Below are 13340 nucleotides of genomic sequence, written 5' to 3'. Positions count from 1 at the left end.
TTAATTTTCTTCTATTTTGTCTAAAATGGCATTAACAAATTTAAAGTCAAAATCAGGTACATAAGATTTTGTATATTCAACCATTTCATTAATTGTTACAGCTTTTGGAGTATCAGTGTATTTTATTTCATGAACTCCAACAATTAATATAGATCTAATAACTGATGGGATTCTTTCTCATTTTCATTTTGTAGATAAATGAGGTTTAATTGATTCAATAATATCATCAGTATTAGTTGCTATTTTTTCTATTTCATTATAAACTTCTTGGTCTTTGATATCTTGAGCATCATCTAAAATATCTTGTTTAATATAGTTTAAATTAGCATCTAATAATTGATACTTATAAAATGCTTGAATTAATATTTTTCTTTTTGCAGTAGCACTAATTTTTGATGTCATATTTAATTTTCCTATCCATTATTTTTTTGATCTTTAGTTTTTATTGTAGTTAATGTTTTATCATTTTCAGATTGATCAGATTTTTCATCAAAAACAAAACCATTTAAAATTTCAATATAGTCAATTTGATCTTTTTCTTTAAATAACATTTGTTTTAAGATTTCAAAAACTTTATCTTTTTGTTTTTCTTGTAAGAATTTTAAAATGTGATCTCTTCTTGGTGTGTATGAAAATTCTTTTTTCTCATTATCAAATTTAATTATTCCTGATTCAGAATTTACTAATTTAACTACATCAGATAAGTATGAAGAAATTGATTTTAATAAGCTGTTAAATCTTGATGATTCTTTAATTTCTGTTTCTAATTCTTTAGTAATATCTTCAGATTTTTTTATACCTTTATTTGATAAAAAACCAGTTATTGAAGGTTTATATCTATCAAATATACTAACAATACTTTCACCAAGTCATTTTCGTAATAACGGATCTGTTTCTACATTGTGAAGTTTTAAATTAGAACCTTCTTTAACTTCACCTGTAAATTTTGGTAAAGTTCTTAGATCTAATTTTGCGCTTACTTGTTTTTTATCTTCATCTTTTGTTTTTTCAAATTCAAATTTTATAAATCTAAGATCTGCATCTGAATTTTCTTTAAAATCTTCTTCTGTAATTTTTGAATATCCTAATGGATTAACAATTGAAACTGGAACTTGTTTGTAAAAATTTAATTTAGCATCTTGAAGATCATTTCAACATTCAAACTTATTTTGCATAAAATTATTTGTTGCTAAAGCTTTTAATCTTGATATTGCATATTCTTTATCTTTATTATCTTGATCAACATTTTCATCACCTGAAGAAACAATAGCTTTTAATTCTTCTAAACTTAGAAAAGGTTCAGAAGAACGTCAAATTCTTTCATTTTTAATTGAAGTTAAACCTTCATATTTACTAATAATTACTTGGCTTGTTGGATTACAACTTACAGTTACAATACTAGTAGTTGTTAATAAACCAATAGCACTTAACATACCTAACATTTTTTTCATATCTACACCTCATTTTTTTATTAACTATATAAATTTTAATTTAATTATATTTTATAGTCTATCTGTAAATTTTTTATTAACTAAATCTTCAATTTCAATTTTATATGGAGCGAACTTGTCATCTACATATGGAGTTTCTAAAATTTTTGGAACATTTTTAAAATCTTCATCTCAAACAACATTACATAAAGCGTCAAATCCAATATAACCATATCCAATATTTTCATGTCTATCTTTATGTGATGATAAAGCATTTTTTGAATCATTTAAATGTATACATAAAACTTTTTCTAAACTCATATGTCTAGTTAATTCTTTTTTAACTTGATCTCATTTTTTAATATCATACCCAGCATCATTCATATGACATGTATCAAGACATATTCCGATTTTGTCTGGATTTTTAACGTTTTCAAATATGTATTTAAAATCATCAAATTTATAACAAACTTCAGTACCTTTACCTGACATTGTTTCTAATGCGATTTTAACATTCATTTGATGATCACTTACCATATCTAAAGCTCTTACAATTTGTCTTAAAGAGTTTTGATAACTTCCTGTTGTATAAGATCCTGGATGTAAAACTAAAATATCAATTCCAATTTGTTCACAACGTTGAACTTCTTTGATAAGCATTTCAACACCAAAGTTTCATGTTTTATCATTAACACTATTTGCAATATTAATAATATAAGCCCCATGAACAACTAAATGTTTAGAATTAATATTATTTTTTTTCAATAAATTGTGCATTTGATCAATATTTAATAAATTAGTATCAACTCTATTGCTGTTTTGTGGTGGTCCAGTAAAAATCATAAAAGTATTAGCATTATATGATAGAGCTTCTTCAACACTTCCGATTAGATATTTACCAGCCTTTGTCATTTTAACGTGACTTCCTAAAAGTGGTTTATTCATAATTATCCTCCAATAGCTTTAAGCAAGTAGATCTATCATTTTTTAATAATTCTACAAGTTCATCTAAGCTATTAATCTTTTTGTTTTCTCTAATATATTTTAATATTTCAAAAGTTATTTTTTTAGAATAAATGTCTTTATCAAAATCAAAAATATTAGCTTCGAACACCATTAAATTATTTCTATTAATTCAATTATCTCCCATTCCGTATTTAACAATATGATCATCTATTATACATTTAACTAAATAAACTCCACTTTTTATTTTAAGAGTTGGATTAGTTAAAATATTTGCTGTTGGAAAATTGATCGTTCTTCCTAGTTGATTACATAATGTAACAATTCCTGAAAAAGTATAATTAAATCCTGTAAGTTTTTTAAATTCTTCACTATTAGCTTCAATTAAGAATTTTTTTGATTTAGCTATTAAATCAAGATCATCTTCTATTATAGTATTAGCAAAAACTTCAACTAATTTATCTAATTTTGAAAAACTTTTTAAAGAATAAATTTCAGTTACATTAAATTGATCAACTAGTGATTTAAAATCTTTTTTATCATCTATTTCAACAATCTGATAACCATCATTTTTAAATAAGTTTAATTGGTGATTTGAACAAATATAATCAAAATTATCATTATTTTGAGTATATGTAAAAATAATTAATTCATTTTTATTAAACTTATCTAAGAAATGTTTAGTTAGATATTTAGAATCAGCAAATAAACAAACTTTATTCATATTCTCACCTCATGATATTTTGATTAATAAAAATAAAAAGACTTTTTTTATAAGTCTTTTGTTGTCCTATAAAAATGGTGCCTGATGTGGGAGTTGAACCCACAACCCACTGATTAAGAGTCAGTTGCTCTACCAATTGCGCTAATCAGACATATTTTTATTTTACAACTTTAAAACTGCATATTTTATTTTTTACAATTTTGTTTTAATTATTTAATTTATTGTTAATTATTTTGTCTAAATACATTATTTGTAATTCAATATTTGCTATTTCTACTTTAATTTTAACTAATTGATCAGAATATTTTTCTTGACTAAGTCTATTATGATAAAAACTAAAATAAATAAACATTCCAATAATAGGAACAAATCATCATAATCATAATTTACCTTTAATTTGTTTATTAACTTGTTTTTGTTTTTGATTAAGTTGAACAAGTTGATCATTTAATTGTTCTTTTTCTAAATTTAGTTGCTCTAAATTCATTTGTTTATAATCTTTTTTCATATTTTTTTACCTACATTTTTTTAAATAAATCTTCTTGCAAAAGTATCCATAGTACTTCTTATTGCTTGAAAAGCAGTACTTAACATTAGTCATTCATCAAGAAAATCTAATATATTAATACCCATATTATTAAACTTTTCTATTTCTTGATCTGATAAGTCACCTGCATAATCTATTAATTCTGCTATTTTATCTAAAAAATCTATTTTTTCACTTAAAAAAAATTCATCTAAAAAACCATTCATAGCTCTTACGATCTTATTATTAAAACCTCTTTTTACAAATGAAAACTTAAATTCTTTTAGTATTTTTTTACATTCCAAAACAATATCTTCTAATTTAATAAGTAAAAATGAAACAAACTCTTGAGATATAAGTTCAGTTAAATTTTTATCTGTTTTTATTTCTCCAAATTCTTCACTAAATTTAGCTAAATCTTTTTTTAATCCTAATAAAATTCCAAATTTTAGAGCTGTAGCTTTAAAACATAATGAAATTTCTTCATATTCTTCATAAGGAAAGGCAAATATGTATTTTTTTAAGTCATCTAATATGTTTTCAGCTATTTGAATATCATTATGTTGTCTAACTCGCTTTACTTCTGGATAATATGAACAAATCATATCAAGTTCGTTTTGATACACTTCACATATTAAAGAATCTATTTGTATATAGTCGTATAAATTATTCATTTTTCTTCCTCTATATTTTTTATTGCTATAATTTATTTTATAATTTTATTAGGTTTAATGAAAGGGAAAAGCTATGCATTATTTAGGAATAATTATTGCTAGTATAATTGGTTATTTTATAGGTTCAATTTCTTGATCAATTATTATAGTTAAAAGAGTTGCTCATATTGATATTAGAACAGTAGGATCTAAAAATCCTGGAGCTACAAATACAGTTAGAGTTTTAGGAAAAAGATGAGGATTACTAGTAACTTTTTTAGATGGATCAAAAGTAATTTTAACTGCTATTGTTGGAATTTTATTATCAATGATAAATCATAATTTATTTAGTCAGACTAGTTATTTTATTCCTTGTATTTTTGCTTTAATAGGTCACTGTTATCCTGTTTATTACAAGTTTAAAGGTGGAAAAGCAGTAAGTTGTTTTTTAGGATTATTACTTGTTGTAAATGTTTTATATTTAATTATATTTTTAATAGTTTGATTTATATTTGCAGCTATTTCAAGAAAAGTAAGTGTTGCTTCAATTTGTTCTACATTAACAATTTTAATAGTTATGTGAATGCCTTGATTTAGTGGATTAAATGTCTTTATATGACAATGAAATGGATTAGAATATTTTAAATTAGCTTGAGATAAATATATTTTATTTTCATTATTTAACTCATTTCATTATTGATTAAATAATTCTTGAGCAAGTGGAATGTTAGAAGCAAATATCGTAATTTTAATTTCAGGATTAATTTTAGCTTGAAGACATTTTCCAAATATGAAAAGATTAAAAAACAGAACAGAACCTGATACTTTTCCAAGAAAAGTTAAGAATAAATAATCATAAATCACTTTTGGGTGATTTTTTTGACTAATTAATAAATCATTTTCACTAAATAAAAAATATTTCATATTTACTAAACTATTAGTGATTTAACAAGTAAAAGATTTAATTTAATATAATAAACATGAAGATATATAACTTGACTGACTAATAGAAAGTAGATGTAGGGGTATGAAAAAAGCTATATTAGTCGCAACTTCATGTGCAGGTGTTTTGGGTGGGACACCTTTAATAACACACTCGTCAAGTATATTTAACTCAAATAATAAAATAACTGAAAAATATTGACAAAACGTAAACTTAACTGACTTAAAGAATAGAGAAGATTTTACAAAGTTCTTAAAACACAATCAAATTCTAAGCAAAAAAGATTCTGTTAGAACAAAAGCTGACTATAGTCAACAAAAACAAGATGTTTCATCATTTTTAGATCAAGCTCAAGAAAAATTATCTAAAGATGATCAAAAAAATGCATCTAAGATTCAACAAGCTAAAGAACAATTATCAAATAGTTTAAATAAATCCACAAAACAAGCATTAGATAATAATGTTAATTTTGATAAAAACCAAGCTAAAGTATATTCAGATCTAAAATCAAAAATAGGTCAAGATATTGAAACAGCAATTTCAAAAACTGATGAAATTGACTATATTTTTGGTAAATACTTCACACCAAAAACTGAAGATGCTGATCTAAAAAAAGAAACTGTTTTATATGATCTAAATCTTAGTTATGATGATACTTACAAAGATGCTGTAGAAAAATTACAAGAATATATTAATAAACAAGAACAATCTCAAAATAATAATATTAATGTAAAACTTAGCCTATTAAATCATAGTGACGCAAATAAAAAATTATTCGATGAAAAAGATGACACTTTCTTTGATTTGGCCGTTAATAAAGTAGCTAACCAAATAGGAGTTGTTATAGATTATAATAATCAAACTAAAAAAGCTGCATTCGGTGTAAAACAAATTAAATTAGAAAAAGATAAAAAAACAATTTTTGCTTCTTCGAGTGATAATCTAACATCAAAAACTATGTCAGCTTTATTTGCAGGAGATAAAAAAATTGAAATCGAACAAGATATCGATACTTCTAAATCTTTAGAAGAAGTTTTTGAATCAACTCAAGAAATGGTAACTGAAAGATTTCAAGAAAATAATCAATCAAAAAATGATAATAAGAACCTTTTAAAATCTAGCTCTAAAGTTAATGACACATTTAAAGTAAATTTTGATACATCAAAATTTAAAGACTTAGATTTAAATAAACCAATTTTTGAAAACCATGAGCTAATGGCTTCAGTATTTAATCGTAATCTTGACATTCCTTTAAAGGTGACAAACACAACAACAGGTGAAACATTAACAGTAGGTTCATTTAAACCAAAACTAGAAATGGACGTAGTATCATTCTTTGAATGTATGGATGCTGTTCAAAAAGATAACTCATCAAGTTTACCAATTAAATTTAACTTAAAAGGTGATGATGAAAAATATGGAACTGATACAACAATTGGTCAAGTTGCTAAGTACATGGAAAAAGCAGTTGAAGATTTAGTAGGTAAATATGCATTTATAGTCAAAACCGATGATGGTGTTGATCTAAAAACAAAATTACAAAAACAAATAAATCATGGTAAAAGATTTAGTGATACTGAATTTAAAGCTGAAGGAATTAAACTTGGATACTTAACTAATAGAGGAGCATTCAGAACCGTTGCTGATGGTAATGTTGTTTTAGGTAATGTTAAAGCTTCGCCAACTGTAAAAGCAATCGAACAACTTAAAGATGTATTCACAGATCAATTAAGTAATATTTATGATCCAAAAACAGCATTAATTATCGCTTCAACTACTGAGTTTGGTATTGCAGCTTTAGAAGCTCTTTATCTAGCTACAACATGAGCCGTAACAACTCCAATTGATAAATTTATGGGTGGACTAGTAGGTATTCTATCAGCAGGATTAGGAACATTCTCAACAGTAAGTGCTGTAAACTTTGTAAATTCTATTAATAAAGTTGAAGGTTTAGTTGATAAAGACACTTCTGAGATTAATGACTTTAAAAATTACAAAAGACAAATCTTAAGAGAATTAGCAAATGCTCAATTCTGAGTAACATTATCAAGAGACTTCTTAAGTGGAATGGCCGCTGCTCTAACAGGTGGAGGAGTTATTAATCAAATTTTCAAAAGATATGCAAAACTTCCTTCAGTTGGAGTTGCAATCGAAACTGCTGCTGAAGCCTCAGATAAAGTAGCTCAACTAAGATCATTTGCTTCATTTGTTGCTAAAGTTAACTTAGAGTTATTCGCAGCAAGTTCTATTGCTATTGCAGGAAGAGTTGTAAAAGCAGCAAGTTCATTTAATTCAGCAATTGAAGCAATTCAAAAAGTTAATTTAGAAGAATAAGAAAAAAGAAATCTAATTTAGATTTCTTTTTTATGTTTATAATGCTCTTTTTCTCATAAGTGTTATAAAAGTAGTTAAACTTGCTAAACAAATTAAATAAGATGTTCATAAAAAAGTTTTATTTAACCAATCTATTTTTGTTATTCTAAACACATCATATAAATAATCTAAATACTGAGTTCAATTTAGATTACTTACTACTCCTGAACTAATATTTATAATAAATAAAAGAGCAACCATAGCAATCATAAAACTTATCAAAGCATTCATAATAAGATGAATAATTGGTATTTTTGTAAATATTAATGTATTTAGTAAAAAATATAAGTATGTTATTGCTAGAGTTAAAATCACAGTTAGAATATAAGCAAGAACTGTATAGTTAGATAGAATTTTTTCTGATACATTTTGGTGAATAAATCGTCCAGAATAAAAAAGTATTATCAAATAGTCTAAGTGTAGTAAGATTAATGTTATTCATGAAAGAAAACCATCACTTTCACTTTTAACTATCACTAGAATAATTCCACATATTATTATCAAAGCAAGAATCGATATTAAAAGTAGTCCCATAATATTTATATTATATCTAGATTAACAAGTTTTTAAAATAAACTTAGAACAATAAAAAATTACTCAAATGAGTAATTTTTAGTATTATACTTATAACTTTCTATTCATCACCTGCTATATCTAATGCAAAGTAACCTTGACCGAAGCTGTTAATAGCGTTTCCTCAAGCGATTGTTGCACCTGTAAATATTGTTGCAATTAATTCAACATTATATTTAACTAATCATGATGGATCGGCTTTTTCAGCACCTTCTACAACTTCAGCAGCTTCTCTTAGTTTTGCAAGTTTATCTTTAATTGCAGATCTAAAAGGGTAAACTGCAGCTGTAGAAATTGTCATAACTATTGAAACATATTGCATAACACTTGATCAGTGAGCAACTTCGTCAAGATATTTCATAACTGATGCTTTATAGTTATCGAAATTATCAATTTTTGAAATATCTACACTTTCAGCTTTATTAGCTTCATCTAATGCTTTATTAATTTTGCTCATAGCTATTGCTGATATAACAGTAATAGCTGCTGCCATACAAGTAATAGCAGTTGTAACTGAAGCATCAAATGCATCCATTTCAGATCATTCTGCAATTGTTAATGCACCTTCAGCAATTGTTAATGCAACACCACCAGCAATGAAATATTTTAAAACATCTCTAGTTGCATACAATGAATCAAAGAATTTTGAATATTCTTTTTTAAAGTGCATTGCTTTTTCAACTGTTGGTGAAGGAGTAACACCTTGCAATAAAGCATTTGAATCTGAAATAACTCTATATGCACCTCTTGTTGTTGTATATCCTATTTGAATACCATCATCTTTAAATTGAGTTTTATCAAATGGTGTACTATCATTCATTTGAGCTTGTAATTTTGTATTTAAATCTTTATTTGAATCATGTGTAACTTTAAATGAATAATCTCCAACTAATTGATTTAAAACTTTGTTTCAATAAGTTACCATATTTGCAATTGTAGTATCGGTGTTATATGTTTGTTTTGCACCTAATAAGTTAATTTTTGTAGGTAATGATCCGTCTGGTGATCCTTCAACTGAATCCATACATTCAAAGAATGAAATTAAATCCATTTGTATTTTAGGATTAAATACCCCTTTTGAAACTACTTGATTTGTTTGAGTGTTAATTAATTGAATTGGTAATTCAACTTCTCTGTTAAAGATTTTACTTAATAATTCTTGGTTTTCATACATTGATTTAGTTATATCAAGACCATTAATTGAAGAAGTATCAACTTTAATTTTATAAATTGAACCATCATCATTAACTGATGATAAGTTGTTTCTTACAAGAGAAACTTTTTGTTTAATTCTGTTTGTTATCATATTTGAATATGAATTAAATACATCTTCTAATGAATGAGAAGTATCAATATCGTGTGAAATTTCAACACTATTTTGAGATGAAAACATTGCATCAACAGTTTTAGAAAATACATCACTTGATGATTGAGTTTCACCTAAAACTGATTTTTTAGATGATACAAGGTTAATATTTTTTAATCCAAAAACATCATCACGAGAAGCTCCGTTACTTGAAATTGTAATTTCAATTTGATCAGCAATTTTATTATTTGCTAAATCTAAATATGAATCTTTATTTGAATCAAATAATACTTTATCAGCTAAACTTTGATCTTTTAAAGAAATAGTTATATCAGCTTTTCGTCCTTGAGCTTTTTCATGTTGAATTACATAATCTTGCATTTTTTCTACAGCTGTTTTATAAGTATCATCATAACTTACATTTAAATCATATTGAGTAGAAATTGTATCTGCATTATCATCATCATTCATTGCTACTCTAAAGTATTTTTGAGAAATATAACTAACTTCATCTTTACTGAAAATTGAAGTATCTTCTAATGATTTATTTGTTTTATCTTCTACTTGATTAATTGCTTTATTTATAGTTTTATTAATTGTTAAATTATCACTTGCTGCTTTTAAAGCTGAGTTTGATATTGCTTTTGCAATAGCTTTTTTAGCAGTGTTTTTTGTTCATTTATCTGATGAACTATTAATATTATTACTATTGTTAAAAGTTGTTTTATTTAAAGCGTCCATCACTTGATTTGCACCAGCTTGATAGTCTATTTTTGTTCTAACGTCATCTTTTTTAGCAACGTTGTTGTATTTTATAAATTTAGCAATTTCTGATTTATTTTTCAATTGTGATAGATTTACATTTTGTCAATATTTTTCTTCCATTCTATCTTTTGAATTAAGTATTGATGTAGAATTATTTGCTAGTATTGAACCAGTCATAACTGCTGCACAAGCAGTTGCCCCAACTAGGACTTTTCTCATTTTTAACATAATAATTACCCCACTTTTTATTTGTATAACATACTTAAATTTGTTACTAGTTTTAATAAGATGACGAAAAACTAAATTCTTAAAAGCTTTTAATACCCCAAATAAAGCTACTAATAAATTTAACTACATTATATTAATTGGAAATTTAAGAACATATATCTTTAATTGATTTTTTTAATATATCTTCTTACTTATTACTATACTCTCTATATAGCGGTTGTTGAACCGAAAACTGAACGGTGTTTCATTCTAACTACATACCTATTTTTTAATAATAAAAGCACAACATAAAGTTGTGCTTATTGTATTATTTTGCTTTTTTCATAGCATTCATTGTTTTTCTAATATCAGATTCTGCTGGTTTTCTTCCCATGCTCATATACATTGCTCTAATTTGTTTTTCTGATATAGGAGGATTATTTTTTAATTGTTTTTTAACTAGTGCTCTAGTTATAATGAACCCTAGTATTAAACCACCTATAAGAGAAAGTAGAACTGCAGCTACTATAATACCTGCAAAAGAACCTGTTGAATAAGTTACATTTGCTAATAACATTTTAATTTCCTTTCTATAATTAAACTATTTTAAGTTTTTTAAAATTGATTCAGTAATGTATTCTTTGTTGAATCCAAATTTTGAAATCACTGTACTTGCTGGTGCTGATTCTCCAAATCTATCGATTCCAAAAATCATTCCATTATCACCAACGTATTTGTGTCATGGCATTGAACTAGCCATTTCAATAGCGATTCTAATTGTGTTTTTATCAATTACAGAATCTTTATATTCTTTTGATTGTTTGTCAAATAAATTAGTTGAAGGCATTGATACAACTTTACTTGCTATATTATGTTTTTCTAATTCTTTTTGTACATCTAATGCTAGTGCAACTTCACTACCTGAGGCAATTAAAGTAATTTTTGCATCTTTATTATCACTTATAATGTATGCTCCATGACTTACTTTTTTAAATATGTCACATGATTTATCACTTAATTTGCAGTAAGATATTTGTCTTAAGTTTTGTCTTGTTAAAACAATTGAAGTAGGTGTTTTATCTAAATCGGTTAATGCGATTTTATAAGCAGCTACTGTTTCAGCATAATCTGCAGGTCTAATAACTACATGATTTGGAATTGAACGCAACATTGCTAATTGTTCAATAGGTTCATGAGTAGGACCATCTTCTCCAACTGCGATTGAGTCATGAGTAAATACATATAATTGTTGTAAGTTCATAATTGAAGCCAATCTCATTGCTGGTTTCATGTAATCTGAAAACACAAAGAATCCACTTGCTACAGGTAATAATCCACCGTGAGCTGCAATACCGTTATTAATTGCTCCCATTCCAAATTCTCTTACACCATACATAATATTTCTTCCAGATCTGTTAACAGGACTAAATACTCCATCAGCACCTTTAATTCTTGTTGATGAAGCTAAATCTGCACTTCCACCAATGATCATTTTTTCTTCTTTTGCAATTTGATCAAAAATATTTCCTGAACTTACACGAGTTGCTTCATCTGTTGATGGAATATTATTTAATAATGCTGCAAAATCAAATGTGAATTTTTTATTAATTGCATTTTCAAGTGTTTGAGCTTCGTTTGCATATTCTTTTTTGTATGAATCAAACATTTCGTTTCATTCATCTTCTTTTTGTTTTCCTTTTTCAGCATTAATTTGTCAGTGTTCATATACTGAACTAGGAATTTCAAAATCACCATAATTTCAATCAAATGCTTTTTTAACAGCTTCAATATCATCTCCTAAAGGTGATCCGTGAACTGAATGAGTACCTTGTTTAGTTGCTCCTAAACCGATAATTGTTTTAACTTCAATATAAGTTGGTTTGTCAGATTTTTGTGCTTGTAAAATAGCATTTTCAATTGCTTGTAAATCTTCACCATCTTCAACTTTTAATGTATTTCATCCTGCTGATTCAAAACGTTTTTTAACATCTTCAGTATTAACTTCTTCAACTGATGAATCTAATTGAATATCGTTTGAGTCATGAATTAAAATAATTTTATTTAATTTGTTTTTTCCTGCAAATGAAATTGTTTCGTATGAAACACCTTCTTGTAGATCTCCATCACCACATAAAATATAAGTGTAATGATTAATTAAATCATAATTTGGTTTGTTATAAACTGAAGCTAAATGTGATTCTGCAAGCCCCATACCTACTCCCATACTCATACCTTGTCCTAATGGTCCAGTAGTAACTTCAACTCCACTTGTTAAAGTTGATTCAGGGTGACCTGGAGTTTTACTTTCTCATTGTCTAAATTGTTTTAAATCTTCAATTGATAAATCATATCCTGATAAGTGTAAAGCAGAATATAATAAACCACTACCATGACCAGCAGATAAAATAAATCTATCTCTATTAAATCATTTTGGATTTTTTGGGTTAAAGTTCATAATTTTGTTGAATAAAACATAAACAATACCAGCAGCACCTAAAACAATTCCTGGGTGTCCAGATTTTGCTTTATTAATAGCTTGAACTCCAAGCATACGTAAAGCATTTAAATTATCATTACCTTTATTTATCATTTTTTTGCCTCTCTTAATTTTTTAATTTTTTCAGAAGTTATATCATTGTTATTTTCATCAACTACTTTAATATTAGATAACTGTTGTTTAAAATTTTGTCTAAATAATTCTAAATATCTTTGTTTTAGTAATTCACGAGTTTGAGATTCTTGTTCATTCAAACTACGTTCTTTTTTAATTTTTGCTAATTTATTTATCTCATCAACAACTTGTTGCATTGTTCATTGACTAATATCTCTTGACATAATTTCTTCCTTTATCTATATTATTTTATACTAAATAATTAC

The 13340-nt window shown here is 25.9% G+C and carries 13 protein-coding genes and 1 tRNA gene; 2 read left to right on the top strand and 12 right to left on the bottom strand.

Features of this window, described 5'->3' with window-relative positions; genetic code table 4:
- From nusB to NX779_RS01370, 7 genes are all read right to left on the bottom strand, one after another.
- Positions 1-402: a transcription antitermination factor NusB gene (nusB, locus tag NX779_RS01400; RefSeq protein WP_259430422.1), complete on the bottom strand. Its 402-nt coding sequence runs from the start codon at positions 400-402 to the stop codon at positions 1-3.
- A gap of 11 nt (positions 403-413) precedes the next feature.
- A complete protein-coding gene (locus NX779_RS01395) occupies positions 414-1451 on the bottom strand; it encodes a Vmc-like lipoprotein signal peptide domain-containing protein (protein WP_259430421.1) in 1038 nt (345 codons plus the stop codon).
- 51 nt (positions 1452-1502) lie between these two features.
- Positions 1503-2375: a deoxyribonuclease IV gene (locus tag NX779_RS01390; RefSeq protein ID WP_259430420.1), complete on the bottom strand. Its 873-nt coding sequence runs from the start codon at positions 2373-2375 to the stop codon at positions 1503-1505.
- Positions 2368-3117, bottom strand: coding sequence for a riboflavin kinase (locus NX779_RS01385; RefSeq protein ID WP_259430419.1), 750 nt, complete (start codon positions 3115-3117; stop codon positions 2368-2370). Before NX779_RS01385 ends, NX779_RS01390 begins: the two co-directional genes overlap by 8 nt.
- Before the next feature lie 75 nt (positions 3118-3192).
- Positions 3193-3268, bottom strand: a tRNA-Lys gene (locus NX779_RS01380).
- Between the two features lie 54 nt (positions 3269-3322).
- Positions 3323-3625: a hypothetical protein gene (locus NX779_RS01375; protein ID WP_259430418.1), complete on the bottom strand. Its 303-nt coding sequence runs from the start codon at positions 3623-3625 to the stop codon at positions 3323-3325.
- Between the two features lie 20 nt (positions 3626-3645).
- Positions 3646-4317 carry a hypothetical protein gene (locus tag NX779_RS01370; RefSeq protein WP_259430417.1) on the bottom strand — a complete coding sequence of 224 codons (672 nt, stop codon included), beginning with the start codon at positions 4315-4317 and terminating at the stop codon, positions 3646-3648.
- 73 nt (positions 4318-4390) lie between these two features.
- On the opposite strand from NX779_RS01370, the gene plsY reads away from it, so the two are divergent.
- Both plsY and NX779_RS01360 read left to right on the top strand, forming a co-directional pair.
- A complete protein-coding gene (plsY, locus tag NX779_RS01365; protein WP_259430416.1) occupies positions 4391-5149 on the top strand; it encodes a glycerol-3-phosphate 1-O-acyltransferase PlsY in 759 nt (252 codons plus the stop codon).
- 174 nt (positions 5150-5323) lie between these two features.
- Positions 5324-7573, top strand: coding sequence for a preprotein translocase subunit SecA (locus NX779_RS01360; protein WP_259430415.1), 2250 nt, complete (start codon positions 5324-5326; stop codon positions 7571-7573).
- Between the two features lie 36 nt (positions 7574-7609).
- On the opposite strand, the gene NX779_RS01355 is transcribed toward NX779_RS01360, so the two are convergent.
- The 5 genes from NX779_RS01355 to NX779_RS01335 form a co-directional block, all read right to left on the bottom strand.
- The gene (locus NX779_RS01355; RefSeq protein WP_259430414.1) at positions 7610-8089 is read right to left on the bottom strand and encodes a hypothetical protein; all 480 of its coding nucleotides are present in this window, start codon (positions 8087-8089) and stop codon (positions 7610-7612) included.
- Between the two features lie 157 nt (positions 8090-8246).
- Positions 8247-10484: a hypothetical protein gene (locus tag NX779_RS01350; protein WP_259430413.1), complete on the bottom strand. Its 2238-nt coding sequence runs from the start codon at positions 10482-10484 to the stop codon at positions 8247-8249.
- A gap of 307 nt (positions 10485-10791) precedes the next feature.
- A complete protein-coding gene (locus NX779_RS01345; RefSeq protein WP_259430572.1) occupies positions 10792-11037 on the bottom strand; it encodes a YneF family protein in 246 nt (81 codons plus the stop codon).
- Positions 11038-11064: 27 nt separating this feature from the next.
- The gene (gene tkt, locus NX779_RS01340) at positions 11065-13053 is read right to left on the bottom strand and encodes a transketolase (RefSeq protein ID WP_259430412.1); all 1989 of its coding nucleotides are present in this window, start codon (positions 13051-13053) and stop codon (positions 11065-11067) included.
- The gene (locus tag NX779_RS01335) at positions 13047-13298 is read right to left on the bottom strand and encodes a DUF896 domain-containing protein (protein WP_259430411.1); all 252 of its coding nucleotides are present in this window, start codon (positions 13296-13298) and stop codon (positions 13047-13049) included. The genes tkt and NX779_RS01335 overlap by 7 nt, the downstream gene beginning before the upstream one ends.
- Positions 13299-13340: the final 42 nt, after the last annotated feature.

The sequence above is a fragment of the Mycoplasma cottewii genome (assembly GCF_024918975.1).
GTDB lineage: Bacteria > Bacillota_I > Bacilli_A > Mycoplasmatales > Mycoplasmataceae > Mycoplasma > Mycoplasma cottewii.
Note: the sequence above shows the minus strand (reverse complement) of the source record. Positions and strands in the feature narration are given on the sequence as shown.